The sequence below is a fragment of the Microbulbifer aggregans genome (genome assembly GCF_020524005.1).
Classification (GTDB): domain Bacteria; phylum Pseudomonadota; class Gammaproteobacteria; order Pseudomonadales; family Cellvibrionaceae; genus Microbulbifer; species Microbulbifer aggregans_A.
In genome coordinates this window covers 142698-168177 of sequence record NZ_JAIVKK010000004.1, presented here as the reverse complement: position 1 = coordinate 168177, position 25480 = coordinate 142698, and the positions used below count along the sequence as shown (strand labels likewise).

23 protein-coding genes are annotated in these 25480 nt (G+C 60.0%); 12 read left to right on the top strand and 11 right to left on the bottom strand.

The window, feature by feature from the left end; genetic code table 11:
* Nucleotides 1-153: 153 nt before the first annotated feature.
* Entirely contained in the window at nucleotides 154-2385 is a 2232-nt protein-coding gene (gene uvrD, locus LC093_RS08325) for a DNA helicase II (protein WP_226664079.1), read from the bottom strand.
* A gap of 234 nt (nucleotides 2386-2619) precedes the next feature.
* On the opposite strand from uvrD, the gene hexR reads away from it, so the two are divergent.
* From hexR to LC093_RS08310, 3 genes are all read left to right on the top strand, one after another.
* On the top strand, nucleotides 2620-3474 hold the full coding sequence (gene hexR / locus LC093_RS08320; RefSeq protein ID WP_226664077.1) for a transcriptional regulator HexR: 855 nt from the start codon (nucleotides 2620-2622) through the stop codon (nucleotides 3472-3474).
* A 34-nt stretch (nucleotides 3475-3508) separates the two neighbouring features.
* Nucleotides 3509-5308 (top strand): DUF4153 domain-containing protein, encoded by a 1800-nt coding sequence (locus LC093_RS08315; RefSeq protein WP_226664075.1) that lies wholly within the window; start codon nucleotides 3509-3511, stop codon nucleotides 5306-5308.
* 155 nt (nucleotides 5309-5463) lie between these two features.
* A complete protein-coding gene (locus tag LC093_RS08310) occupies nucleotides 5464-6708 on the top strand; it encodes a multidrug effflux MFS transporter (protein WP_226664072.1) in 1245 nt (414 codons plus the stop codon).
* A gap of 1 nt (nucleotide 6709) precedes the next feature.
* Here LC093_RS08310 and gstA read toward each other — a convergent pair whose 3' ends face one another.
* Nucleotides 6710-7309 carry a glutathione transferase GstA gene (gene gstA / locus LC093_RS08305; protein WP_226664071.1) on the bottom strand — a complete coding sequence of 200 codons (600 nt, stop codon included), beginning with the start codon at nucleotides 7307-7309 and terminating at the stop codon, nucleotides 6710-6712.
* Between the two features lie 84 nt (nucleotides 7310-7393).
* Here gstA and LC093_RS08300 point away from each other — a divergent pair, with 84 nt between their 5' ends.
* On the top strand, nucleotides 7394-8176 hold the full coding sequence (locus LC093_RS08300) for a sulfotransferase family protein (protein WP_226664070.1): 783 nt from the start codon (nucleotides 7394-7396) through the stop codon (nucleotides 8174-8176).
* Between the two features lie 18 nt (nucleotides 8177-8194).
* On the opposite strand, the gene LC093_RS08295 is transcribed toward LC093_RS08300, so the two are convergent.
* From LC093_RS08295 to LC093_RS08285, 3 genes are all read right to left on the bottom strand, one after another.
* The gene (locus tag LC093_RS08295) at nucleotides 8195-9169 is read right to left on the bottom strand and encodes a glutathione S-transferase family protein (protein WP_226664069.1); all 975 of its coding nucleotides are present in this window, start codon (nucleotides 9167-9169) and stop codon (nucleotides 8195-8197) included.
* Between the two features lie 20 nt (nucleotides 9170-9189).
* Nucleotides 9190-9597, bottom strand: a complete 408-nt coding sequence (locus tag LC093_RS08290; RefSeq protein WP_226664067.1) for a DoxX family protein — start codon at nucleotides 9595-9597, stop codon at nucleotides 9190-9192.
* Between the two features lie 368 nt (nucleotides 9598-9965).
* Nucleotides 9966-10853, bottom strand: coding sequence for a LysR family transcriptional regulator (locus tag LC093_RS08285; RefSeq protein WP_226664066.1), 888 nt, complete (start codon nucleotides 10851-10853; stop codon nucleotides 9966-9968).
* Between the two features lie 140 nt (nucleotides 10854-10993).
* Between LC093_RS08285 and LC093_RS08280 the strand changes: the two genes are divergently transcribed.
* The 3 genes from LC093_RS08280 to LC093_RS08270 all read left to right on the top strand — a co-directional run bounded on the left by LC093_RS08280 (nucleotide 10994) and on the right by LC093_RS08270 (nucleotide 15186).
* The gene (locus LC093_RS08280) at nucleotides 10994-11866 is read left to right on the top strand and encodes a pirin family protein (RefSeq protein WP_226664065.1); all 873 of its coding nucleotides are present in this window, start codon (nucleotides 10994-10996) and stop codon (nucleotides 11864-11866) included.
* Nucleotides 11867-11962: 96 nt separating this feature from the next.
* Nucleotides 11963-13261, top strand: coding sequence for a cation:proton antiporter (locus LC093_RS08275; RefSeq protein ID WP_226664063.1), 1299 nt, complete (start codon nucleotides 11963-11965; stop codon nucleotides 13259-13261).
* Nucleotides 13262-13308: 47 nt separating this feature from the next.
* Nucleotides 13309-15186 (top strand): monovalent cation:proton antiporter-2 (CPA2) family protein, encoded by a 1878-nt coding sequence (locus tag LC093_RS08270; protein ID WP_226664061.1) that lies wholly within the window; start codon nucleotides 13309-13311, stop codon nucleotides 15184-15186.
* A 21-nt stretch (nucleotides 15187-15207) separates the two neighbouring features.
* Here the strand turns inward: LC093_RS08270 and LC093_RS08265 are convergent, their stop codons facing one another.
* The 5 genes from LC093_RS08265 to LC093_RS08245 form a co-directional block, all read right to left on the bottom strand.
* Nucleotides 15208-16557: a cytochrome c gene (locus tag LC093_RS08265; protein WP_226664058.1), complete on the bottom strand. Its 1350-nt coding sequence runs from the start codon at nucleotides 16555-16557 to the stop codon at nucleotides 15208-15210.
* Between the two features lies 1 nt (nucleotide 16558).
* Nucleotides 16559-18166, bottom strand: coding sequence for a GMC family oxidoreductase (locus LC093_RS08260; RefSeq protein ID WP_226664056.1), 1608 nt, complete (start codon nucleotides 18164-18166; stop codon nucleotides 16559-16561).
* A 3-nt stretch (nucleotides 18167-18169) separates the two neighbouring features.
* Entirely contained in the window at nucleotides 18170-18682 is a 513-nt protein-coding gene (locus tag LC093_RS08255; RefSeq protein ID WP_226664054.1) for a sorbitol dehydrogenase family protein, read from the bottom strand.
* A gap of 85 nt (nucleotides 18683-18767) precedes the next feature.
* Nucleotides 18768-19295 (bottom strand): lipocalin family protein, encoded by a 528-nt coding sequence (locus LC093_RS08250; RefSeq protein WP_413231494.1) that lies wholly within the window; start codon nucleotides 19293-19295, stop codon nucleotides 18768-18770.
* Nucleotides 19296-19350: 55 nt separating this feature from the next.
* The gene (locus LC093_RS08245; RefSeq protein ID WP_226664053.1) at nucleotides 19351-19593 is read right to left on the bottom strand and encodes a VF530 family DNA-binding protein; all 243 of its coding nucleotides are present in this window, start codon (nucleotides 19591-19593) and stop codon (nucleotides 19351-19353) included.
* A gap of 293 nt (nucleotides 19594-19886) precedes the next feature.
* On the opposite strand from LC093_RS08245, the gene LC093_RS08240 reads away from it, so the two are divergent.
* The 4 genes from LC093_RS08240 to LC093_RS08225 all read left to right on the top strand — a co-directional run bounded on the left by LC093_RS08240 (nucleotide 19887) and on the right by LC093_RS08225 (nucleotide 24071).
* Nucleotides 19887-22223, top strand: coding sequence for a TonB-dependent receptor (locus LC093_RS08240; RefSeq protein WP_226664051.1), 2337 nt, complete (start codon nucleotides 19887-19889; stop codon nucleotides 22221-22223).
* A 5-nt stretch (nucleotides 22224-22228) separates the two neighbouring features.
* A complete protein-coding gene (locus LC093_RS08235) occupies nucleotides 22229-23104 on the top strand; it encodes an oxygenase MpaB family protein (RefSeq protein WP_226664049.1) in 876 nt (291 codons plus the stop codon).
* Between the two features lie 80 nt (nucleotides 23105-23184).
* Nucleotides 23185-23886, top strand: coding sequence for an oxygenase MpaB family protein (locus LC093_RS08230; protein WP_226664048.1), 702 nt, complete (start codon nucleotides 23185-23187; stop codon nucleotides 23884-23886).
* A gap of 8 nt (nucleotides 23887-23894) precedes the next feature.
* Nucleotides 23895-24071, top strand: a complete 177-nt coding sequence (locus LC093_RS08225) for a hypothetical protein (protein WP_226664046.1) — start codon at nucleotides 23895-23897, stop codon at nucleotides 24069-24071.
* Nucleotides 24072-24075: 4 nt separating this feature from the next.
* Here the strand turns inward: LC093_RS08225 and LC093_RS08220 are convergent, their stop codons facing one another.
* Nucleotides 24076-24648: a cysteine hydrolase family protein gene (locus LC093_RS08220; RefSeq protein ID WP_226664044.1), complete on the bottom strand. Its 573-nt coding sequence runs from the start codon at nucleotides 24646-24648 to the stop codon at nucleotides 24076-24078.
* Nucleotides 24649-24823: 175 nt separating this feature from the next.
* On the opposite strand from LC093_RS08220, the gene LC093_RS08215 reads away from it, so the two are divergent.
* Nucleotides 24824-25408, top strand: coding sequence for a TetR/AcrR family transcriptional regulator (locus tag LC093_RS08215; protein ID WP_226664042.1), 585 nt, complete (start codon nucleotides 24824-24826; stop codon nucleotides 25406-25408).
* Nucleotides 25409-25480: the final 72 nt, after the last annotated feature.

Sequence of the window (25480 nt, the reverse complement as noted above, 5' to 3'; positions counted from 1 at the left end):
TGAATTTTTATTGTTGGTTTTTTACGTCATCCCGGCGAATGCCGGGATCCAGTGGGAATAGCAGCCTCTTTAAAACTCCTGCATAGCCTGCGGTTAGCTGGATCCCGGATCAAGTCCGGGATGACGGTGCCATTTATCTGAGTAGTGGCGGCCTTAAAGCGGCTGCAACTTGGCCATCGCTACCACCAGCCACTTACTGCCGGCATCGTCGAAATTGACCTGCACCCGGGTGCGCGGGCCGGAACCTTCAAACTGCACTACGGTGCCTTCACCAAACTTCGGGTGTTCTACGCGGCCACCCAGCGCCAGCGGCGGCAGGTCGTCGTCGAACTCCGGCGCCGGGTCGGAGTAGGGGTTGATGTTGCCACTAAACTTACCGTAATTCGGCTGGAACAGGGGCTTGGAGATCTCCGTCTTGAGACGCACTTCATGCACCAGGTTCGGCGGGATTTCATTCACGAACCGCGACGGCTTGTTGTAGGTCTCGGTGCCGAATAGGCGGCGACTCTCGGCGTAGGTGATATACAGCTTCTGCATCGCGCGGGTGATGCCCACGTAACACAGGCGCCGCTCCTCCTCCATGCGCCCCGGTTCCTGCGCCGACATCTTGTGCGGGAACAGGTTTTCTTCCACCCCGGCCATAAACACCAGCGGGAATTCCAGACCTTTGGCGGAGTGCAGGGTCATCAGCTGCACCGCATCCTCGAACTCGTCCGCCTGGCCTTCACCGGCATCCAGCGCGGCGCTGTCGAGAAACTGGTTGAGCAGGGAGACTTCTTCTTCCTCCACCACCTCACCCTCGGCGTCGGTGGCCTGGGGCACACCGTCGAAGGCGCGACAGGCGCTTACCAGTTCCTGCAAGTTCTCCACCCGGGTCTGGCCTTTCTCGCCTTTTTCTTTACTGTGGAAATCCACCAGGCCGGTTTTCTCGATCGCCAGCTCGGCAATATGGTCGAGGGTCTTGTCGACACTCTCCTCGTCCAGCGCATCTACAAGGCTGAGGAAGCTGGCCAGAGCATTGCCGGCGCGGGCAGCGAGTACTTTCTGTTGCAGCATCTTTTCGGCTGCGCCCCACATGGAGCTGCCGTGCTCGCGCGCGAACTCGCGTACCAGCTCCACGGTGCGTGCGCCGATACCACGGGTCGGGGTATTCACCACGCGCTCGAAGGAAGTGTCGTCGTGGCGGTTGGTGATCAAACGCATGTAGGACAGTGCGTTCTTGATTTCCATGCGCTCATAGAAGCGCTGGCCACCGTAGATACGGTAGGGCACCTGTTCACGCAGCAGGCCTTCTTCCAGCACCCGCGACTGGGCGTTGGAGCGGTAGAGGATGGCCACGCTGTCGCGGCGGTTACCATCGCGCACCCAGTCCTGGATCCGCTCGACGATAAAGCGCGCTTCATCCTGCTCGTTGTAGGCCGAGTAGAGCGCAATCGGCTCGCCCTCGTCGCCTTCAGTCCACAGCTCCTTGCCGAGGCGGTCGCTGTTATTGGCGATCACCGCATTGGCGGCTTTGAGGATGGTGCTGGTGGAACGGTAGTTCTGCTCCAGGCGCACCGTCTGCACCTCGTGCAGGTCCTGCTCGAAGTGCTGGATGTTTTCGATCTTGGCGCCGCGCCAGCCGTAGATAGACTGGTCGTCATCGCCCACCGCGGTGATCCGGCACTCGTTGCCGGCCAGCAGGCGCAGCCAGGCGTATTGAATGGTGTTGGTGTCCTGGAACTCGTCCACCAGGATATACGGGAAGCGGCGGCGGTAGTGGGCGAGGATGCCGTCGTTGTCGCGCAGCAGTTCGTGCGCACGCAGCAGCAGTTCACCGAAATCCACCACACCCGCGCGCTGGCAAGCTGCTTCGTAGGCGCTGTAGATCGACACCATGGTCTGCAGCCAGGGATCGCCGGTGAGCTGGATGTACTGGGGACGCAGCCCTTCGTCTTTCTGCGCACCGATCCACCACTGGCTCTCGCGCGGTGGCCACTTCTTCTCGTCCAGACCCAGCTCGTTCTGCACCCGTTTGATCAGGCGCAGCTGGTCGTCGCTGTCGAGGATCTGGAAATTCTGCGGCAGTTTCGCTTCCTGCCAGTGGGCGCGCAGCAGGCGGTGGGCGAGACCGTGGAAGGTACCCACCCACATGCCGAAGGTGTTCATCCCCAGCAGTTCTTCGATGCGCCCGCGCATTTCGCGCGCGGCCTTGTTGGTGAAGGTCACTGCCATGATGGAGTAGGGCGAGGCGCCTTCCACCTGCATCAGCCAGGCGATGCGGTGCACCAGCACGCGGGTCTTGCCCGAGCCGGCACCGGCCAGAACCAGTTGATTACCCGGGGGCGCGGCCACGGCCTCGCGCTGGGCGTCGTTCAGGGGGTCTAAAAGTAGTGATACGTCCATGGGCGGGGATTGTATCAGGGGTTGTGGGATAACTGGGTATATAAACAGGCTTTGTGGGGTTTTCGGGAAGTCGGTCGGAGCCTGCTTGCAGGCGAATATATTGGCCGGCCAAGGATGTTCGCCTGCAAGCAGGCTCCTACGAGCGTACCAACCACCAGCCCGCAAGCCACCAACACTCGCCAGCACACCGCTGTGCCGCTAAACTGCACACCCTGAACCAGAGAAGGTGGTGTCGTGAAGCCAGCGGAAGTCACGCAGAAAATCAGTGAGCAGCTGAGTTCCATGCGCAAATCAGAGCGCAAGGTTGCTGAATATATCCTCGCCAACCCCGACGAAATCATCCATATGCGCATCGTCGACCTGGCGACCGAAGCGCAGGTCAGTGAACCTACCGTAGTGCGCTTCTGTCGCGCGGTGGGCTGCTCCGGGTTTCAGGAATTCAAGCTCAATCTCGCCCAGCAGCTGGCCTCAAGCCCCAGCTTCGGCCAGATTGCGGTCACCGACACCGATACCATCGCCGAGTACAAACGCAAGGTTTTCGACTCGACGGTCGACACCCTGTTGAACGTGCGCGACAAGATCGACAACCGCGCCCTCGAGGCCGCCGTCACCGCCATTGCCGCCGCCAAGCGCGTGGAATTCTTCGGATTCGGCGCCTCCGGTGCCGTCGCTGCCGACGCCAAGCACAAATTCTTCCGCCTGCAGCTGGCCGCGGCTGCCCACTCCGACCACCACATGCAGAGCATGTCTGCGATGGGCATGGAACCCGGCGACGTCGTGGTGGCCATCTCGCAAAGCGGGCGCACCTCGTCGCTGCTGCGTTCTATGGATATGGCCAAGCAGCAGGGCGCCACGGTTATCGGCCTCGGCCCCAGTGGTTCGCCGGTCACCCGCAAGGCCACCATTCCGCTGGAAGTGGATGTGGAAGAAGACATCGAACTCTACACACCACTGTCGTCGCGCATCGCCCACCTGGTGGTGATCGACGTGCTGGCCATCGGCGTAGCCCAGCGCAAGGGACCCAAGCTTCAGGAACACCTGCTCAAGCTCAAGCAGGGACTGTATAACCTGCGGGAAGAAAAGCACTAACTAAGCAGCAGGGAACAAGGGAACAAACGCAGGTATGCAGGGAAGCATCGAAGCCACCGATACGCCGGAGCCCGCAGAGGAATCCGGCAACCTCACCCACGCCAACAGGCGCCTGATTCTGGTCTGTGCGCTGATACAGGGGCTCGCGCTCTACGGTCTCAAATTCTTTGACGCAGTGGAGAACTGGTCTCCGGTCTGGCAATACGTCTGCTACACCCTGGTCATTGCGCTGCCGCCACTGGTCATTGCCACTACCGCGCCCCGCGTCGCCCACAGCGCCCGCTGGGTCATCGCCGGCTACGGCGCCGTACTGGCTCTCGTGGCAGCTTACCGTGGCTATCAGTGCACGCCCGCTGACACGGTATTCTGTGGCGCGCCCACGGCTTATGCCATCGCCATTATTATCGCCACCTTCATTCTGGCATTCCTGCTGCGCGCCAGTGCCACCAACTGCCACCGGTTGCGGCGCCCCGATTACCCGGCGCTGTTTCACTATTCCTGGGACAACGCCCTGACCGCAGCGCTTACATTGGCATTTACCGGCATCTTCTGGCTGATCCTGTTCCTGTGGCAGGCGCTGTTCCGACTTGTCGGCGTGGATGTATTCCACGAGCTGTTTAGGCAGGACTGGTTTATCTATCCCGTGACCTGGCTGGTGGCCGGTTGTGGCGTCATCCTGTTCCGCGCCCAGCAGAGCTTCGTACTCACGCTCAAACGGTTGCTGCGCACCATGCTGGTGGCGCTGCTGCCACTGCTCGCATTACTCACTGTAGTGTTCCTGGCAACACTGCCGTTTACCGGGCTGCAGCCCATCTGGGATACCGGTCACGGTAGCGCGCTGTTACTTTGGCTGGTGGCCTTGTTGCTGTTTTTTACTAACGGCGTGATCCAGGATGAGTTCCCTTTTGCCCGCTACCCAAAGTGGATTAACCGACTATTACTGCTGGCCGTGGCGCTGGCACCGGTTTACGCCATCTTCGCCCTGTATGGCCTGTTCCTGCGTGTCCAGCAGTACGGCTGGACACCGGAGCGGTTGTGGGGCAGCGTGGTCGCGCTAACCCTCGCGTTGCTGGCCACCGGCTACAGCCTGGCCATCCTGCGTCAGCGCAGCCACTGGTCCGGGAGCCTGCGGCGGATCAATACCGGGCTGGCGTTTTGGGTACTGGCGATCTGCCTCCTGACCCACACACCACTGTTGAATTTCTGGCAGATCAGCGCCCAGAATCAGGCCGCGCGACTGGCCGACAACAAAGTAGCGCCGGCAGAGTTCGACTTCTTTTTCCTGCGTCGACAACTCGGTCGGCCCGGGGTCGAGGCGTTGCGGGAGATACAGGGACTGGCGGCAGTACAACAGAACCCCAATCTGGCGACATACGTTGAGGCGCTCCTGGCCAGCCGCGAAATTGAATGGCAGCTGCGCGAAAACCCACTGCAGTCCGAAGCCGATGCGCACAAGCTGAGTGACATCCCGGTGCTGCCGGCGGGGGCGCTCCTGCCCGAAGCCTTCAGCTATCGCCGCCACGGCAATGATTGTGGGGAGCCGAAACACGAGTGCGTGTGGCTGGCACAGGATCTGGATAGCAATGGTGAGCCGGAATACCTATTGTTCATCTATACCGGGGTACCCAAAGACGGCGAGTACTGGCTGCGTATCCTGGCCTATGCAAACGAGGATGGGGAGTGGCAGGTAATCGCAAGTAGCAGCCGGCAGACGGAGGAGAATTTCGCCAGCCTGCGCGAGCGACTGGCCAGCGGCCAGCTGAATCTGCGGCCGAGCCACTGGCAGAGCCTGTATATCGGCGATGAATTGCTGTTCGACCCGACCCGGGACTGAACTGCCTGTCGCTTAATTGAGGGGGCACTTCGGATTGCCCCATGGGCTTGTCACTTGTGATCCGCTACCATGCCCGCGCAGCGCACGCTGCCAGCGCCGGTATGCCGCCTATCCTCCATACCGGATCCTCTTTTTTCCGTTGTTTCCGAGTCGCTATGCCACCGCTGAATCTTACCGCCGACACCCGTCCGCCACGCTGGCTCGCGCCCTGCCTGGCCGCGCTGGTCGCGCTGACCCCGTTTGCCATCGACACCTATCTCCCTGCGATTCCCGCCATGGCCGCGGCTCTCGGGGTAGAGGTGGCTCAGGTTCAGCACTCGGTTTCCAGCTACCTGCTGGGATTCGCCATCGGCCAGTTGTGCGGCGGACCGCTGTCGGATCGCTGGGGCAGGATCCTGGTCGGCACTATTGGCCTCGGGGTGTTTATCGCCAGCACCGCACTGATCCTGTTCGCGAACAGCGTGGAATGGCTGGTGGCCCTGCGCTTTTTTCAGGCGTTGGGAGGCGGCTTCGCCACGGTGATCAGCGGCGCCATCGTGCGTGACCTGTACAGTGGCCGCGAAGCGGCGCGGGTCATGTCCCTGATTGCCACCATGATGCTGATCGCGCCGCTGGTGGCACCAGTGATCGGCTCTTCCCTGCTGACGCTGGGCGACTGGCACGGAATCTTCGTGTTCCTGCTGGTGTACAGCGGGTTGATGCTTCTGGTGGTACGGGGCGTGCTGCCGGAGACAGTATCCAAATTCCGCCGCGCGCGCCGGCAGCGAGAGTCACGCCGCAACCTGTTCCGCAGTTACGGGCAGATCTTTCGTACGCGGCGGGCACTGGGGTTCCTCTTCGCGCAGGCGCTGGTGAGCGGTTGCATGTTCATTTACATCACCACCGCACCGTTTGTATTTATGGAGCACTTCGGCCTGCCGGCGACGAAGTTCCCGCTGATGTTCGGCAGCTGTGTGCTGGGACTGGTGTTGATGGTGCAGCTGAATATCCGCTTGCTGAAATTCTTCGAACCGCGCCAGATCCTGCAGATCGGTATCGGTCTGCAGCTGATCGCCTGTGTACTGCTGCTGGCAAGCACGCTGTATTTCGGCGCGCAGCAGTCACTACTGGCCTGGATGCTGCCACTGGTGATGGCCATGGGTGCCATCGGCCTTATTACCCCTAACAGCGCCGCCTGCTATCTGGAATTTTTCCCCGGTATTAGCGGTACCGCCAACGCACTTTACGGAGCATCAATCTTTATTGCCGGCGGTCTGCTCGGCGGTCTGGTGAATGGTGTGCATACCGGTACCCTGGTGCCAATTGCCGCTGGCATGCTGTGCTGCTCGGCTGCCGCGTTCTGTTGCCTGATGTTTGTGGCGCGCGCGCGGCAGCCGATCGAGCTTACGGCTCAGGCCTGACCTAGATCAGGCCCTCGTCCTGCATCGCCTTTTTCACCCCCGGGCGGGCGGCCATGCGCTCGGCAAATGCCTTGAGCCTGGGCCAGCCGGCGGTATCCACATCGACCTTGGCGCACCAGCTGTAGACGGTAAACAGGTAGGCGTCGGCAACGCTGAAGTCGCTCCCGAGCAGGTAGTCGCTGTTCAGGCTGTCTTCGACAAACTGGAAGCGACCAGCGAGATTTTGTTTGGCGTGCTGCTTTTCCTCGTCACTGCCGTCCCAGAACAGGGGTACAAAGGCCTTGTGGAGTTCTGTGCTGATGAAATTCAGCCACTCCAGTAGCCGGTAGTGGGGCAGGGTGCCGTACTCCGGCGCCAGGTCTTTCTCCGGCTTCTGTTCCGCCAGGAACTGCACGATTGCCGGCCCTTCTGTGAGTATTTCACCGCCCTCCAGTTGCAACGCCGGTACATAACCCTTCGGGTTGACCTCGGTGTAATCTCCACCGGATTCCGTTGTTTTTGTCTTCAGGTTGACCTTGCACAGCTCCAGTTCGATACCTGCTTCGCAGGCGACAATGTGCGGGGAGAGCGAGCAGGCACCAGGGGCGTAGAACAGTTTCATTGGATCAATCTCTCAAGTTGGTCACGAATTTCGGGCTGTCACAGCCCCGGAGTGGTCGCGGAGCGCATTCGGGAGCCTTCGGCTGTGATAAAGTTTGCGCCTGTTGCCCGCCTCAGTTTTACATCCGCTAGTGGTATCGACATGCATCAACTGCTCGACAAACTACTCTTCAACCGTGCCACGCTGCCCCTGCGTCCGTTTTACCAGCACTACCCGTTCCGTTCCGCGGTCTCCATGCGCAGCGCCAACGACCGCGGCATGGTGGATATGGAGCTGGGATTCTTTTACAACCGTATTCCCAAGGCTGCCAATTCCACCATGGTGACCAACCTGGTGCGACTGAAGCTGGGTTACGACCTGCCTTCCAGGCAGGCCAAGCGAACCTTTCCGCACCCGGGCCGTCTGGGCAAATCCGAGATGTCGCGCTTTCCCGGCCTGTTTAAGTTCACCGTGGTACGCAATCCTTATACGCGGGTGCTCTCAGCCTATCTGGACAAGATCGCACGCTTCCCGGAACGCCCGGGCAACAACATTACCTTCGATGAGTTTGTGCAGAAGCTGGATCAGGACCGCGACTTCCTCTACAGCAACGCGCACTGGGTACCGCAATCCGACCTGCTGCTAATGCCCGCCGCAGAGCTCGACTTTATCGGCAAGGTCGAATCCCTTGATCGCGACCTGGATGAAATCAAACGGCGTCTGCAACCGGACAACCACGACCAGATCACCAGTGCCGGACCGCCGCCAACCGGCGCGGCAAAAAAGTTGCGCCGCTACTACAGCAACCAGGCGCTGGTGGACCAGGTGGCGCGCATTTACCGCGCGGATTTCGAGACGTTCCAGTACAGCCCGGAATTCCCGGCCTGAACCGCGGATCCGCACGATCTATTTGCCCCGGCCGTGGGGCGCAGAATAGTCCAGCTCAGGGCCCAGCGGCACGATGCCGGTGGGATTGATATTGCGGTGGCTGGCGTAGTAGTGGGTTTTTATATGATAAAAATCCACCGTTTCTGAAACGCCTGGCCACTGGTAGAGCTCGCGCACGTAGTCCCAGAGATTCGGATAGTCTGCCAACCGCTGCTTGTTGCACTTGAAGTGCCCGTGATACACCGCATCAAAGCGGATCAGGGTAGTGAACAGCCGCCAGTCCGCCTCGGTAATGCGATCACCTGCCAGATAGCGGTTCACCGCCAGCCGCTGTTCCAGTTTTTCCAGTGCTTCAAACAACCGGTGATAAGCCGCCTCATAGGCCTCTTTACTGGTGGCAAAGCCTGCACGATACACGCCATTGTTGACGTTTTCGTACACAAAGCGGTTTGTGGCATCGATATCACCGCGCAGATCCTGTGGATAAAAATCCTGTGCGTCACCGGTGAGATCGTTGAAGGCGCTGTTGAACATACGGATGATCTCCGCCGATTCATTGCTCACGATACATTCGCGGTCCTTGTCCCACAGTATCGGTACCGTGACGCGGCCAGTGTAATCGGCGCGATTACGGGTGTAGATCTGATACAGGTATTCGCTGCTGTACAGGTGATCACCCGTGCTGCCTTCATCCTCGCGGAAACTCCAGCCGCTCTCCAGCATATACGGGCTGACCACGGAAACCGTGATGTAGTCCTGCAGCTGCTTCAGTTGGCGGAAAATCAGTGTGCGATGTGCCCAGGGGCAGGCGAGGGATACATACAGGTGGTAGCGGCCCTTTTCCGCCATAAACCCGCCCTCGCCACTGGCGCCGGCGCTGCCATCGGCCGTGACCCAGTTGCGCAGCTGTGCGGCTTCCCGCTCGAACTCTCCCCCGTGCTTGTCGGTGTCGTACCAGCGGTCCTGCCACTGGCCCTTAACCAGCAATCCCATAGCGATTCCTTATTTTTTGTTCAGTTGCCGCTGCTGATCCTGGCCCGCGCATGGTCGAAGCTGAACCGGCCCGCGCCGGCGCAGGCCAATGCCAGAAAGCCGCCGGCGATGGTGAGATTCTTCATGAACATGATCTGTTGCATCTGGTCGCCCGGCACGTTGTGGAACAGCCAGGCGCTAGCCAGACAGAAAACCGCGAACGCCAGTGCGACCCAGCGGGTAAAGAAGCCGAACAGGATGGCGATGCCACCGCCCAGCTCAAGCAGGATCACCAGTGGCAGCAGGGCGCCGGGCACGCCGACAGACGCCATATATTCCTGGGTACCTGCATAAGCGCCGATCTTGGCGTAGCCGGAGACGATAAACATCACCGACATAAGAATACGCGCGATCAGCTTGGTGAAATCACACAGAACAGGGTTGTTCATGCTAGAGCCCTCAGTCGTTGGACCTGGGTTGGGTCAATAATTGAACGGTCTACGCTGTTCAGTGTAGTTCGATGCAGAAGAACTAAAACTGCAAAACTTCGGTGGAATTGGCCGGGTTTTTCGGCCGATCTGGCTTTTATTAAAGAAAATGTGTGCTCGGAAGGTAAGGTGGCGCCAAACCATGGGTACAGGTTTTCAAAACCGCTGTGAATACATCCCTGTACGCTCTGTCAACAACTTCCCAGTTGCCGACAGTTTTGAAAACCTGCACCCAGCGCCTTAGCTTCACATTCAGCCCGGAGGCTACCTGAAAGAATATCTATGGGGCTCAGTAACAGATACGGAGACAGCGCCAAGCTCGATAAAAATTACTCAAGCGGCGGCAAACCATCCCGCAAGGCGCGCAACAGCATACAGGCCGCCGGCCCGCTGCGATCCTGATCGGCGTAAACCAGGTACACGGTGACATCCCGCTCCCACGGCTCCGCCGTGGGCAGCGGCAGCAGGCGGTCGGCGGAGAGGGAGTCGCGGATGCGGGTTTCCGGCAGCCAGGCGAAGCCGAGGCCGCGCTCAATCAGCTCCACAGAGGTATGGACGTTGGTGACGGTAATGCGCTGGTCAGAACCCAGCCAGCCGCTGTCCTGGCGATTGCGGACCGCCGAATCGCGCATCACGATCTGACGACTGGCCTTCAGGTCCTTGCGCTCAACCGGGCGGCCGAGGTGGTGCAACGGGTGGTCGGGATGGGCGACGGGCAGGAACTTCACTCGTGCGACCGGCTCACCGACAAAGCCCTGGGGGACGCGGGCGGTCAAAATAAAGTCGGCTTCCTGCTGTAACAGCAGCTCTTCGGCACCGGACAAAACGGTCTCACGGATTTCCAGCCGCGTGTGCGGGAATTCGACCGCGAAGCGCTCCACCGCATTCAGCAGGCAGTCGTAATCGAAGATGACATCCACCGCCAGGGTCAGGCGCGCCTCGGCGCCCGCAGCGAGGCTGGAGGCTACCGCTTCGAGCGCCTCGGCTTCATCCAGCAAGCCGCCGGCGCGGCTCAGCAATACCCGGCCGACGTCGGTCAGCTCTGCCTTGCGCCCGCGCACCTCCAGTAGCGGCACGCCGAGGCTCTCCTGTAACTTGTGTACCGCGTGGTTGATGGAAGACTGGCTCTTGTGCACCGCGTCTGCGGCCTGGGAGAAACCGCCGTGTTCCACTACCGCCTGAAACATGCGCCACTGTTCCAGCGTTACCTTGGCCATAGACCATCCCTTGTCTGTTTTGGATTATTGAAAGGCTCAGATCCGGCAACCTGTCGATCAGATCGAATCTTAGTTGCAATTATTTGCCATTTTCTGGCGAATTTATCGGCCTATACTGCCGCAAACGGAGGAACAGAACCATGCAAGATTTCACACTGAACAGCGGTTCCCGGCCGGCGGTGCGTGCTTTTGCCAGCCAGGCTTCGGCGGATGGTGCCGGGGTAAAGATCCAGCGGGTGGCCGGCTTCCAGGTACCGGCGCTGAGCCCGTTCCTGATGATTGACGAGATCCGCTCGGAGAATCCGGACGACTACATCGCGGGCTTCCCGCCGCATCCCCACCGCGGTATCGAGACCCTGACTTATATGCTGTCGGGGGAATTTGAGCACCAGGATCACCTGGGCAACCGCGGTGCCATTCGCCAGGGTGGCGCCCAGTGGATGCGCGCCGGTCGCGGCATCATTCACTCGGAAATGCCGAGCCAGGGCGAGGGTGGCATGCACGGCTTCCAGCTGTGGATCAACATGGCGGCCAGGGACAAGATGGTCAAAGCCGCGTGGCGCGATATCCAGCCGGATGAAATCCGCGAGCTGCCGCTCGACGACCACGGTTCGCTGGCACGGCTGATCACGGGCGAATGGACAGTGAACGATGCGGGTGTATCGGCGCCGATGACCGATACCGCCGCGGACGCTGCCGTGGCCGATATTCGTCTGGCCGCAGGCGCGGAAATCACCCTGCCGCTGCCGAAAGACCACAGTGCGATGGCCTTTATCTACCGCGGCGGCCTGCAAACCGAGCATGCAGAGGTAACTCGAGGCAATCTGGTGTTGTATGGCGAGGGCGAGGCGTTACAATTGCGCGCGCTCGCGGATGGCGCTGGCCTGCTGCTGCTCCATGGCAAGCCGCTCAATGAGCCGGTTGTACATTACGGCCCCTTTGTCATGAATACCCGCGAGCAAATCGAACAAACCCTGCGCGACTACAATAATGGCACCCTGACCGATTACTGAGCACCGTGATTTTGCGGGGCGGGCACACGTCCGCCCGCGTTACGGGCGCACTGGAGTCGCGCGTAACCCTGCATAATTCCGAGGTAACTCCGCGGCATGGAAGTCTATTACACCTTTTGTTTACTCGCGGCGATCTCGGTTTTTCTCGGTTTCCTCAATCAATACGTCCTCCGTACCCAGACCACCATCGCCATTACTGCCGGCGCGCTGGCGCTGTCGCTGCTGGTAACGGCACTGGGCAAGTTCGAGATCGTCGAACTGCGCGACTGGGCGGCACAGCTGCTGCCAGTAATGAACCTCGAGGACATTTTGCTGAAAGGCATGCTCGGGTTCCTGCTGTTTGCCGGCAGCCTGCACATCGACCTGCTGATGCTGCGCAACCAGAAGCTGGAAATTTCCCTGCTGGCGATTTTCGGCACGCTGATATCCACTTTTGCCGTGGGCTATATGCTGCACTGGTTCCTGGCCTTTATCGGCCTGCCGGTGGACCTGGTGTACTGCCTGCTGTTTGGCGCCCTGATTTCTCCCACCGACCCCATCGCAGTACTGGCCATCATCAAGAGCCTGCACGCACCGGAACAGGTTTCCATCCAGGTGGAAGGGGAGTCGCTGTTCAACGACGGCTTCGGCATGGTGGTATTCGCGGTGATTTACGCACTGGCCTTCGAGGGCGTGGATCCCACCCTGCCGGCCATCAGCCACCTGTTTATGGTGGAAGCACTGGGCGGCGTCGCCCTTGGTCTTGCCATCGGCGGTCTTTTCCACTGGCTGATCTGCTGCACCAATGACCACAGCCTGGAACTGCTGCTGACTCTGGTGATCCCCACTGCCGGCTTTGCCGCCGCCAATCTGCTGGGGGTTTCCGGCGCACTGGCGATGGTGGTGGCCGGTATCATCATCGGTAACTTCACCCGCGAAAAAGGCTTCTCGCGGGTGAGCCAGCACGAACTGGACAATTTCTGGACCATTACCGAGGAATTCCTCAATGGCCTGCTGTTCCTGCTGGTGGGGCTGTTCCTGATTACCATCGACTTCCAGCCGGTGGACTACCTGCTGATTCTGGCCGCCATCATCATCGTGTTGCTGGGGCGCACGCTGGCGGTAAGCACGCCGTTCATGTTCCTGAAGCGCTTCCGCTCCTACCACCCCTATACCGAGCGCATCCTGATCTGGGGTGGTCTGCGCGGCGGCCTGGCGCTGGCCCTGGCGATGTCCATTCCCGCCGGTTACACCGTGGCCGGCAACCACGACCTGCGCCACCTGTGGGTCGTGATGACCTACGGCGTGGTACTCTTTTCCATCGTGGTACAGGGCTCCACCATCTCGCCACTGATTCGCCGCAGCCGCGCCGCCGCTTACCCGGAAGGGGATCCGGCCACGCCGTTGCCAGACTGAGGTCTTCAGTCGCGGCCTCAAACCCATAACAAATTTGAAACCAGGCCATGCCGCACGACAACTTTTTGCTTCAGACCGTTATTTTTCTTGCCGCCGCGGTGCTCTCGGTGCCGCTGGCCAAACGCCTTGGTTTCGGCTCGGTGCTCGGTTACCTGGTGGCCGGTGTCCTGATCGGCCCCCACGCCTTCGCCCTCGTCGGCGATACCAGCGACGAACTGCACTTTGCGGAATTCGGCGTGGCGCTGATGCTGTTCCTGATCGGCCTGGAGTTGCAGCCACGCAAACTGTGGGCGATGCGTGGCTCCATCTTCGGCACCGGCGGCGCCCAGGTGCTGCTCACCACCGCCGCGGTGGGCGCCATCGCCATTTCACTGTTCGGGTTCGACTGGCGCAGCGCCACCGCGGTGGGCCTGATTCTCGCGCTGTCCTCCACCGCCATCGTGTTGCAGTCACTGTCCGAGAAAAACCTGCTGAAGACCGAGGGTGGGCGCAATGCCTTCAGCGTGCTGCTGTTCCAGGATATCGCGGTCATCCCGATCCTGGCCCTGCTGCCGCTGCTGGCCACCGTGAACGTGAGCCCGGAAACTCCAGGGCATCTGCAAGGCTGGGCCTATGCCCTGGCGGTGCTGCTGTCCATCGCCGGGCTGGTGCTGGCGGGCCGCTACCTGCTGACCCCCCTGTTGCGACTGGTGGTGGGTAGCCGCACCCGCGAGCTGTTTACCGCCTGCTCGCTGCTGATCGTACTCAGCGCCGCGGCCATCATGACCTGGCTGAACCTGTCACCGGCACTGGGTACCTTTATCGCCGGCGTGGTGCTGGCGGAAAGTGAGTTCCGCCACGAGCTGGAAGCGGATATCCAGCCGTTCAAGGGGCTGCTGCTGGGCCTGTTCTTCCTCGCCGTGGGGGCCAACCTGGACCTTGCGCTGGTGATGCAGAAACCCCTGTTGCTGTTGGGGCTGCTGTTGATGCTGGTAGTGGTCAAATTTGTTGTGCTGTTTGCGCTGGCACGGATACGCGGTATGGCGAAGGGGGAGGACTGGCTGTTTGCGGTGTCCCTGGCACAGGCGGGGGAATTCGGCTTTGTATTGCTGGCCTATGCCAGCCAGAACCGGGTGCTGACATCCGATGTGAGCAGCCTGCTCATTGCACTGATTGCACTGTCCATGGCGCTGACACCGCTGTTGCTGCTCGCCTATGAACGCCTGATCCAGCCGCGCTTTTTTACCGGTCCGCAGCAACCCGATATGTCCGATTCCGCACCGCAGGACGACGGCACTCCAGTGATCATCATCGGCTACGGCCGCTACGGGCAGATCGCCGGCCGTTTGTTGAATGCCTGCGGCTTCGGCACCACCCTGCTTGAGCACAATGCCGAGCAGCTGGAGCTGGTGCGCCGCTACGGGATCAAGGCCTACTACGGCGACGCCTCCCGCGAAGACCTGTTGCACGCCGCTGGCGCCGAGAATGCCAAACTGGTGATACTGACCCTGAGCGACCAGGCGGCGTCGCTGGAAATCGTCAGCCGTATCCAGAAACACTTCCCGCACCTGACCATTCTGGCGCGCGCGCGCAATCGCATGCACCAGTACGCGCTGATGGAAGCCGGCGTTCAATATATCTACCGTGAGACCGTGGACAGCGCGCTGGATATCGGTGCCGGGGCACTGGAACTGCTGGGGCTATCGAAACACCAGGCGCAGCGTTCGGCGCGCAAGTTCAAGCAGCACGACCAGCGTATGCTGGAATCCCTGTTCCCGTACTGGCGCAACGAGTCCCAGCACATCGCCCAGACCCGAATCTACCGCGAGCAGCTGCTGCAGGCCCTGCGCGAAGACCGCCGCGATCCGGACCTGCATCTGGACCACCACTGGAAAGATTTCGACAGGAAAGAGCCGGGCAAGCAAACCGTGAAGCCCGGGCTGTAACGCCCGGGTACTCGTTACCCTCTAGTCAGCCGGCTCAGTCTCTGCGCTGCCGAATTGCCGGCGCACATAGCGCAGCAGTGCCTCGAACTGCACCTCGCTCAACTGCCTCGCGAAGCCCGGCATCATTTTTTCGTGGCCATCAACGGTGCGCGACACGCCATCGAGGATGGTGCGGCGCAGGTTGTGATCGCTGTGGGCGCCAACCGTGGAATTGTGGAACAGGGAAGGGTAGTAGCCATCGCTGGTGCCAGCGCCATCCACACCATGGCAGCTGGCGCAGAGCCCTAGATACAGGCGCGCGCCATCGGCGGCATTTTCGCGGCCGCCGCCGATATCTTCCTCAAAGGTGTTGCCACGCAGAGGGATCACATCGCTGGCCGGTGTGCCCCGGCTCTGGCGCGGGCTGCGATCTTTGCCTTTTACCGCGGGGATACCACGCAGATAGGTAACGATCGCGGCAATATCGTCGTCATGCACCTGAGCAAAGCTATTCTGTATCGCCTCCGCCATCGGGCCGCCGGCCTGGGCGAGCCGGTTCACGTGCCCGGTTTTCAGGTATTGCGCCAGCTGCTCCGCACTCCACTTGCCGATACCACTGTCCGGGTCCGGGGTGATGTTGTACGCCTCCCAGCCGTCCAGCACCGGACCACCGGCGAGGAAGCCGCGCCCGCGTTCGTTATACGCCTTTTCCTGAAACGCGAGACCGCGCGGCGTATGGCACTCGCCGCAGTGGGTCAGTCCCTGCACCAGGTAGGCACCGCGGTTCCAGACACTGCTTTGCTCGGGATCGGGCTCGAACACATCCCGCTCGACGAACAGCCAGTTCCAGATTTGTATCGGCCAGCGCGCGCTCAGCAGGTTACGGATTTTGTTTTCCGGCGGCTCGTTGTGCACCGGTTTTACCCCGAACAGAAAATACGCGTAGAGTGCGCGGATATCCTCGTCGGTCACTTTCGCATAGGCCTCGTAGGGCATCGCGGGGTAGAGGTTGCGGCCGTCTTCGCCGATACCGCGGCGCAGCGCGCGCTCGAATTCCTCCAGGCTCCAGCCGCCAATCCCGGCCTTCAGGTCCGGGGTGATATTGCTGGTATACAGGGTGCCGAGGCCCGGTACCTCCAGTGCCCGACCGCCGGCGTAGGGCAGGCCATCGACACTGGTGTGGCACGCCTTACAGTCGCCGAGTACCGCGAGATAACGGCCTTTGGCGATCAGTTCTGGGCGGTTGAGTTCCCGGTTCACCTCCAGTGCGCCGGCCTCATCCCAGATCTGCTGGGCCAGGGGCCAGGCACAGCAGAGCAGGAGGAGCAGTCCCAAAAATAGAGGCAATGACCTGCGTAAAAACCGGTTGCGCGGTTGGTCGGCGGCTCGCATCTCAGCCCCCCCGCAGCAGGTGATCAGACAGGCGCAGTGCCAGAGCTGCAATGGTCAATGTGACATTCACCGTGCCCACGGTGGGCATCACCGAACTGCCGGCAATAAACAGATTCGGATGATCGAAGGTGCGGCAGTCCCTGTCCACCACCGAGTCTTCAGCGCTCGCGCCCATTATCGTGGTGCCGCTGATGTGGTTGTTGGGGGCAAAGTCGTCGGTGTAGGTAATATCGGTAGCGCCCATTACGCGTGCTATCTCGCTGTAGGTCTCCCGCGTGTGGCGGGCACTCTTCGCCACATAATCGCCGATACGGTAGGTGATTTCCGGGCGCGGTATTCCGCTGGCATCTTTTTCCGTGGCGCTCGGAACGATGCGGTTAGCGGGATCCGGCAGCAGCTCGTGGAAACTGTTGAACTCCACGGTGCGCGCGGCCAGGTCGCGGATGCGGGTATTCAGGGCAGTGACGTCCACCCCGAGGCTTTCCCCCAGCGCCACATGGGCGGCGTGATCTACCGCGGACATATTCGACAGGTGCAGTTTTTTTCCGGCGTGTTCGGCGCGGAAGGCGCCATCGCGAAAGCCTACGACCGAGGTCATTTCCTGGGGACCACGTCCCGGCCACAGGGGTTCATCGGCGTGAAAGCGAATACCGGTGCCCGGGTGGTCCATCAGGTTGCGGCCCACCATATCCGAATGGTTCCCCACCCCGGAGGGGTGGTGGTGCGCGCGGGAAAGCAGCATCAACTTGGGGGTTTCAATACCGTTCGCCGCCAGAATGAATGTTTTCCCATCAACCCGGAAGTTTTCCCCCGCCGGGTTCTTGTACTCCACCGCGACAATCCGGTCGCCTTCGCTGACCAGGCGGTTCACCACCGCGCTGTGGATAAGTTCGGCGCCGTTGGCTTCCGCCTTTTCCACATGAACGATGGCGTTGTACATGGCGCCAATCGGGCAGATCGGCATGCAGTTGTTGTTGCCGCAGCAGGTGGGGCGGCCGTCGTAGGGACGGCTGTTACGTGCCACCGGTTCGGTAACCACCTTCCAGTCCGGATTGTGACCATTCATGCGCTGTTTGATACGGGCTTCATTGTAGGAAAGCGGTAGCGGCGCCATAGGGTAGGGGTGGCTGCGGGGCGAGCCCAGGTCTTCGTCCGCCGGGCCCCAGACGCCGAGCTCGGCCTCGGCAAGCTGGTACCAGGGCTCCAGGTCAGCATATTCGATAGGCCAGTCGCGCCCGACACCGTACAGGCTTTTAATCTTGAAATCGCTCGGCAGGAAGCGCCAGCAGGACGCCGCCCAATGCCAGGTGGTGCCACCCACGGCGCGAATGTACTGGGATTCGAAGGGGTGGCTGCCTTTGGAAATCAGGTAGTTGTTTCTATGAGCGCCGTACTCCGGGTGCGGCGCCCAGGGCGCGCTGGGGTAGCACGCCATAAAATCCGATTTATCCGCCTGGTTGCGGTAGCGCTCCAGCGTCTGCCAGCGGGGCAGGCGTGGGCCCGCCTCCACCATGACCACAGATTTTCCGGCGCGGGCCAGCTCATTGGCCACCAGCGCACCGGCGACACCGGAACCGACGATGACAAACTCCGCTTCCCTGTCCGCCATCGCTCATACCTCGCCGTAGCGCGGCTGTGGCGCGCTCGCCCAGTCGCCCGGTTTGCCGGTGCAATAGGTGCGCACCGGCAGTACATCCGCCACCAGCCGGTACATCAGCGCGCGCTCGTAGGTCACCAATTTGCCGTCGATAACACCTGTGTACCAGGCCGCCACAATCCGTTGCGCCCCTTGCGACTGCCGCTGTGTGGCATCGGGGTTTTCACTGAGCTGGTCCAGTTGCGATTTAAAGTCGTCGAACTTGCGGTTAAGGATGGTCAGCAGGCGCACGGCAACGCGCCTGTCGAGCCGGGTATCGAGGGGCAGCGGCGAAAGGAGATTGCGGGATACAGTGAAGAACTTGTCCAGGCGCTGTTCTGCATCCTCCACCGTCAGCCCAGAAGGCTCGCGCTGTTCCTGTGATCCCAGCAACACGGCCGGGCCTGCCAGCAGGCTACCGCCAAGAGCCAATTGGGAAAACAGGAAATTTCTTCGCCGAATCGCACCCACATCGCCCTCGCTGCGCATTTTCCAGACAGATAATCGCAGTATAGGAAAGGCTCTGATTCCGCTTCCGCAAGAATAAAATAAGTAACAGGCGGAAGCGCGCGGACTAGGGAGCAGGTACCGCTTCCTGGGAGATAAACTGAATTCTGGACGTGTCGAATCCCAGCTCGCCCGCCCGCGCCAGAAACCGTTCGCGGAGTTCCGGACTCACCTCGGGCCTGCGCGCCAGCAGCCAGAGATACGAGCGGCTCGGCCCGGCCACCATTGCATAGCGGTAGTCCTTATCCAGGTCGAAAACCACATAGGATCCGTAGAAGGGGCCGAAAAACGACACCTTGAGGTGACCGACATTGGGCGCTGCGACAAAGTACGCCTTGCCCTCAGCCGACTCCCAGGCGCCTTTCTCTTTCGAATAGCCCCGGTTTACAACCCTCACACCGCCGTCGTCCCGCAGGCTATATTCCGCGGTGACATTCGTCAGCCCGCGCTCGAACGAGTGATCCAGGCGTGCGATTTCATACCAGGTGCCGAGGTAGCGGTTGAGCTCAAAGTTATCCACAGGTTTTATACCTTCCGGGATCCCGGTGCAGGCGGCCATCAAACCTGTGCATAACAGCAGTACTGACTGCAGCACTGGCCGCACTGAACGGAGCGCACGTTTTCTCATCGGCAGGACTAAACCGTTGGTTTCAGGGAGTGTTCCACGGGTTTTCGCGGCAGAAAGTGGCAATGTAGAGTGCCTCAACCTTGTCGCGGGCCCAGGGAGTCTTACGTAAAAACTTTAGACTGGATTTCACCGACGGATCATTCCTGAAACAGTTCACCGGTACCCGCTCCGCGAGACCGTCCCACCCGAAATGCTCCTCCAGCTCAATAATAATGGTCTCCAGCTTGATGCCGTGCAGCGGGTTGTTGGGTTGGTCGTGGTGCATATTGTTCAGTTATCCGGCTGGTCGATGTTCTAGAGCATGGCACTGGCAGACACTGCCGGCATCGTCGCTCACAAGGAGTAGGCATTTTAAATTCATCCATTCAGACGAAGCTAATTTCGCCGCGTTTCCCATACTGACGCTGATCAGGCTCAAATTTGCTGTCTTTCCGCCAGGCACCGGACTGTTCCCCCATCGACTCCCGCCGGGATTTAACGCGCGTCGTGAGGAGTGCTGGCACTGAACCGGCCCGATCACTCAATAACGATAATGACTCGATGAGAGGGAAGCTCCCGATGGCGATTAACAACCGCAACAGGCAGACGTCTGCGCACAAAATAACCATAGCCACTACCGCACTCGCATCCGCAATAGCAACGGCACTACCACTGCACGTTAGTGCCCAGGAAGCGCGGCAACTGGAAGAGGTGGTAGTTACCGCGCAGCGTCGCGAACAGAATATGCAGGAAGTTCCGGTGGCGGTGACCGCCGTAACCGGGGAAGACCTGGCCGCCGCGCAGGTGGACAGTATTACCAACGTCCAGCAGATCTCCTCCAGCGTGCGCTTCGCCGTCGTGAACAGCGCGGCCAACAGTGCCAATATCGTGATCCGCGGCATCGGCACCGTCGGCAACAGCCGCGCGTTTGAAGGTGCCGTCGGCGTGTTCGTGGACGGCGTTTACCGCACCCGTGCCGGCCAGGCGATGCAGAACTGGCTGGATATGGAGAGCCTGGAAATCTTGCGCGGCCCGCAGGGTACCCTGTTTGGCAAGAACACCTCCGCGGGTGCGCTGATCCTGAATAGCGCCGCGCCCTCTACCGATGCCTTCAGCCTGGACTACGAAGTGGGGGTAGGCAACTACGGCAACCAGCTGGTGCGGGGCGCCGCCAATATGCCCCTGAGCGACAACGCCGCCATGCGTGTGGCCGCGATCTGGGGCAGTGAAGACGGCTATATCGAAGACCCCAACGGCGGTGAATACAACGGCCGCGAACCCCGCGGGGCCAAGGTGCAGTTCCTGTATGAGCCTTCCGATACCTTCTCCAGCCGCTTGATCATCGACTGGTTCGACGAGCGGAACAACTGCTGTTACGGTCAGGTCGACGCCATCGACGGCCCCACCCAGCCGCTGATCAACGCCCTGGTACAGGCTCAGGGTAAAGAACTTCCTTCCGAAAACCTCAAGGACTACCAGCAGGTCCTCAGCAACCGGACCGACCAGGTCATTGAGGACAAGGGTGCGGTACTGCACATGGCCTGGGAGCTGGACGGCGGGCGCACCGTCAAATCCGTCTCCAGCATTCGCGACTGGCGAATTTCCCAGCAGGGTATGGATGGTGATTTTGTCGGTGCCAACATTCTCGGTATCAGCGAGTCCCTCCGAACCAAGATGTTGTCCCAGGAGTTGACCCTGAATGGCGACGTGGAAGCGTTTGGACCCTTCGACGACGGCGACTATGTCGTAGGCGTGTATTACGCAGATGAGGACATCGATGCACACCACGAACTGTGGTGGGGCGACCAGGCCCAATTCTACTGGGATACCCTGTTCTTCCAGCTTTACGGCGCCGGTCCCGGCTTCGTTGATGCCACCGAAGGGCAGTGGAGTGACGTGGATATGCCCGCGGACAGTGTCTCTTACGCCACCTTCACCCACTGGAACCTGGATATAAATGAACAATGGGGCCTGACCGCCGGCCTGCGCTACTCCCGGGATGAAAAGAGCGGCGCCATGTTCCGCAACGCCTTTACCGAAGCCCCCAATGCCGTATTCCGCGTGCTCACGGCACAGCCGGGACCCGAGTTTGACGACAACTACGAGGAAGACGCGTTTAGCGGGTCGCTGTCGGCCCAGTATCGCTATTCCGATCGAGCCATGGCGTACGCCTCCTACAGCCGCGGCTACAAGTCCGGCGGGGTCAATATCGACAACAGTGGTGCCGGCACCAACCTGAACAACCCGGAAGAAATCCCCGGTGCGATCCCTGAAGACCCCACCTACCGCGCGGAATACCTGGATGGCTACGAGCTCGGCCTCAAGTCCGAATACTGGGGCGGCCAGGCGCGTAGCAACCTCGCGCTGTTCTATAACAACATCACCGACCTGCAGCTGGCGCAGTTCCAGGGCACCAAGTTCACTGTGGACAACGCCCCGGAAGCCACCGTCTACGGCCTGGAGCTGGAAAACCAGTTCCTGCTGAACGACACCTTCTCGCTGATGTTCGACCTAACCCACCTGGCCGAAGCGCGCTTTGGCAAAGACCCGGTGCTGGGCATCCTGGCCGACCGCGAGTTCGCCATGGCCCCGGAATTTGCCGCTAACCTGGCACTGGATTTCGAGCAGCCAATCAGCAATGGCCTGAACCTGTTTGGCCGGGTGGGCATGGTGTACAACTCGGAGATCTACTCCAACACCTCCAACAACCTGAAGGTCAATGCACAGAACGAGTACGCCGCCAATGTCGGCCTGCGGTCGGACTCTGCCAATTGGGCACTCACCGCCTGGTGTCAGAACTGCACCGACAACCGCTACGCCAGTGTGCATTTCGACTCGCCGCTGCAGTCCGGGGACTACAATGCGTATGTTTCCTATCCCCGCACCTACGGCCTGACCCTACGAGGAAATTTCTGAGTTTGATGGAAGACGTAAGACACGCGTATCGCACGTGGAATAAAGAAGTCCGATTCGATTTCGGTCAGCCGCAGGGGGAAGAAGCCCTTGTCCCTGCGGACTCGGTAACCTGGCGTATTTTCAAGAACCCAGTCTCCATGTTTGTCGGCGGTGTGACCGCCGTCATTCTGGAGCTGGCCGAAGCGCGCGTACGCGACGGCGTCTGGAACAACACCACGTTCCGTACCGATCCCCTCGGCCGGCTGCGTCGCACCGGGCTGGCCGCCATGGTCACCGTGTACGGGCCGCGCAGTAAAGCCGAAGCCATGATTGCCGGCATACGCCGGATGCATGGGAATATTTCCGGCACAACCGACGATGGCCGCAGCTATAACGCAAACGACGTGGAGCTGCTGAACTGGGTTCAGGCCACGGCCAGCTTCGGATTTTTGGAAGCCTACAGCCAGCTGGTAAAGCCCCTCACCGATTCTGAAAAAGACGATGTATACCGCGAGGCCAGAGTGCCCGCGACCCTATACGGTGCGGTCGGCGCACCGAACTCGGTAGCGGAACAGGAAGCGCTGTTTGAACACATGCGCGCGCAACTACAACCCACCGATATCATTGAAGAATTTCTGCAACTGATGCTGGTCACGCCGATATTTCCACTACCGCTGCGCCCGTACCAGCGCATGCTGGTGCGTGCCGCGGTGGATATCCTGCCGGGCTGGGCGAAACAGTCCCTGAATCTGGATACGCGCTGGCAATTGAAAAACTGGGAGCGGCGCCTGATACGAATCACCGGCCATGTTGCCGACAAGCTGGTAATCAACGCCAGCCCCGCGGTACATGCCTGCAAGCGACTGGGGCTACCGGAAAATTACCTCTACCGCTCGCGGTAAGCAGTATCTCTCGATACTTACTCTGCTGATTAGCAGAAGAAATCTTACGCTTCATAAAAATAAAAGGGCGTGGAATCGCAATGAAGAGAGATAAAATTCGCCAGCAAATCGATGGTTTGTGCCCGCAAAAAGAGCACTGTGAAATTGTGCGGCTGATAGTCTGTGACGGTTTCCTGTGGGACTTTAACCGCGCACTGGAACTCGCACTGTTCCGGACGTTCGCCTCGCCGGCAATCAGCGGCCTGCTCGCCCGCACCGGGGAATTTAATCGCGAGGGCCAGAAGCGCTATGACGATACCTCGCTGCTGATGTTGCAGCTGCTGCGATACGGCTACGACAGCGCGGAAGGTACCGTCGCGCTCGCCAGGATCAACCGTACCCACGGACATTTTTCCATTCGCAACGAAGACTACCTGTTCGTACTGTCGACCTTCATGCTGGATCCCATCGACTGGATTCAGCGCTATGGCTGGCGGAGGCTTGGTGATCAGGAGCAGCAGGCCCTGTATTTTTTCTGGTGCGCTGTAGGTCAGCGTATGGGGATTCTGGATATCCCGGATTCATTGCAGGCCATGCGACGGTTGAGTGAGCAATATGTGCGGGATCACTTTAAATTCAGTGACGTCAATCGATCGGTCTCCAATGCAACATTCGGGTTGTGGAGTCCTGGCTGCCGGGCCCACTGCGCTACTTTGTGCGCCCGGTATCGGCAGCCCTTCTCGATACAGCGACACGTGAAGCCGTGGGAGTCAAACCTCCGGGCGGCTTTTACAAGAGCGTAGTTCCACTGGTGCTGAGATTGCGGGCAAAATGGCTTGCGCTGTTCGGGCGATCCGGCGAACCCGTTTGGCCGGACGGCTACCGGACGTATCCGAATGGTTATGCAATTGACGATCTGGTACCGCAACAATTGTCGCAAGTGGAGCGCCAGAAAGTAGGACGGGAAGAAGAAAAAATCGCGGAATAAGCGGTTATCCCGCAACCACTTCCAAGGATTTTAGTAATCCCGATACAGTACACACCTCGCAGTATTCGCCGTTCAGGTTGCTGAGAAATATCCAGTGCACATCTTCAGCGGCAACGAACTTCCCATCGAGACGCCGCAACGGAAAAGCCGCGGTCGCGTCGGAAGGCAGAAACACCCGATAACCTTTTCCCGCCGCCACCCGCACGGTGGCATCGACTGAATTATTGGTCAGCACACCGCAAACAACCAGCTCCGATACACCTCTATCTTTTAGCCACTGACCCAGGCCCGTACCGATAAACGCGCAGTTTTCGGATTTGGTAAAAACCATTTCTCCCTCGTAAGGCGTAACTTCTGGCTTGAAACCATAGTGGGCTGAATCAGGATGATAGGGAGAATCATAAAATTTGGACGCATGGCGAACATGTGCAATTGGCCAACCTGCTCGTCGCCAATGAGTCAGTAATCGTGCAATCGCTTTTTCCGCATCGGGGTTATTGCGATAGCCACTGTCGAAATGATTGATCGCCTGCTGTACATCAATGATGACAAGGGCGGGATTGTGAGTAGCGAGCAAGTGCGCATCCTTTTGCTTTTTGCTGGTTCAAATCAATTTAGGGACAACTTACCGGATTTGCTTGGATTGAATCCGATGGAATCCGACCCTTGAGTAATCTAGCCGGCGGGTTATAACAGTTGCCATAACCGACCCAAATGCTAGTCTATAGCAATTGTTATAACTGGATATACTGATGACGAATAGCAAAGCATTGGCTCGCGAGCGGCTCGTGTCTGCGGCGGCCGATATGATCAGTCGCCGCGGTCTTTCCGCCATGAGTATCCGCGAACTCGCCAAACATGCAAAGGCGCCGCTGGGCTCTACCTATCACTACTTTCCCGGTGGAAAATCCCAGGTCGCATCCGAGGCTATCCGGTTCGCCGGAAATACCGTTGCCCAGGCGCTGACCGAAGCGCTGGAAGCCGGGCCGGTAAAGGGGCTGCGCCATTTCCTGGGATTATGGCGCGATATCTTGATTCGCAGCGACTTTCAGGCCGGCTGCCCGGTGTTGTCTGTCGCCACCGAGGAACCGGCCGGCGAAGAGGGACTTGCCGCTCTGGAAATCGCCGCCGCCGTATTTGATAACTGGGAAAGTCTTTTGCGGGATTCACTTCAGCTGCACGGCGCCAGGAAAGCACCGGCCGCAAAACTGGCCACATTAATTCTGGCCTCGGTTGAAGGCTCCATAGCCATGTGCCGCGCACGACGCAGCATCAAGCCTCTTGATGATATTTCCTCCCAGCTGGAATTCATGATCCAGCTGGCGATATCCAAGTAAAACCTTTTCGCTCGGGCTGATATTGCATCCCGTCAATCAGCCTCAGCGCTACTTCGCGAACTTTTTATAACG

Bases quoted from the DNA above. Each gene is read 5' to 3' on its own strand.
- uvrD (WP_226664079.1), bottom strand. From the start codon at position 2,385: ATGGACGTATCACTACTTTTAGACCCCCTGAACGACGCCCAGCGCGAG.
- LC093_RS08315 (WP_226664075.1), top strand. From the start codon at position 3,509: ATGCAGGGAAGCATCGAAGCCACCGATACGCCGGAGCCCGCAGAGGAA.
- LC093_RS08310 (WP_226664072.1), top strand. From the start codon at position 5,464: ATGCCACCGCTGAATCTTACCGCCGACACCCGTCCGCCACGCTGGCTC.
- gstA (WP_226664071.1), bottom strand. From the start codon at position 7,309: ATGAAACTGTTCTACGCCCCTGGTGCCTGCTCGCTCTCCCCGCACATT.
- LC093_RS08295 (WP_226664069.1), bottom strand. From the start codon at position 9,169: ATGGGATTGCTGGTTAAGGGCCAGTGGCAGGACCGCTGGTACGACACC.
- LC093_RS08290 (WP_226664067.1), bottom strand. From the start codon at position 9,597: ATGAACAACCCTGTTCTGTGTGATTTCACCAAGCTGATCGCGCGTATT.
- LC093_RS08285 (WP_226664066.1), bottom strand. From the start codon at position 10,853: ATGGCCAAGGTAACGCTGGAACAGTGGCGCATGTTTCAGGCGGTAGTG.
- LC093_RS08280 (WP_226664065.1), top strand. From the start codon at position 10,994: ATGCAAGATTTCACACTGAACAGCGGTTCCCGGCCGGCGGTGCGTGCT.
- LC093_RS08275 (WP_226664063.1), top strand. From the start codon at position 11,963: ATGGAAGTCTATTACACCTTTTGTTTACTCGCGGCGATCTCGGTTTTT.
- LC093_RS08270 (WP_226664061.1), top strand. From the start codon at position 13,309: ATGCCGCACGACAACTTTTTGCTTCAGACCGTTATTTTTCTTGCCGCC.
- LC093_RS08265 (WP_226664058.1), bottom strand. From the start codon at position 16,557: ATGCGAGCCGCCGACCAACCGCGCAACCGGTTTTTACGCAGGTCATTG.
- LC093_RS08260 (WP_226664056.1), bottom strand. From the start codon at position 18,166: ATGGCGGACAGGGAAGCGGAGTTTGTCATCGTCGGTTCCGGTGTCGCC.
- LC093_RS08255 (WP_226664054.1), bottom strand. From the start codon at position 18,682: ATGCGCAGCGAGGGCGATGTGGGTGCGATTCGGCGAAGAAATTTCCTG.
- LC093_RS08245 (WP_226664053.1), bottom strand. From the start codon at position 19,593: ATGCACCACGACCAACCCAACAACCCGCTGCACGGCATCAAGCTGGAG.
- LC093_RS08240 (WP_226664051.1), top strand. From the start codon at position 19,887: ATGGCGATTAACAACCGCAACAGGCAGACGTCTGCGCACAAAATAACC.
- LC093_RS08235 (WP_226664049.1), top strand. From the start codon at position 22,229: ATGGAAGACGTAAGACACGCGTATCGCACGTGGAATAAAGAAGTCCGA.
- LC093_RS08230 (WP_226664048.1), top strand. From the start codon at position 23,185: ATGAAGAGAGATAAAATTCGCCAGCAAATCGATGGTTTGTGCCCGCAA.
- LC093_RS08215 (WP_226664042.1), top strand. From the start codon at position 24,824: ATGACGAATAGCAAAGCATTGGCTCGCGAGCGGCTCGTGTCTGCGGCG.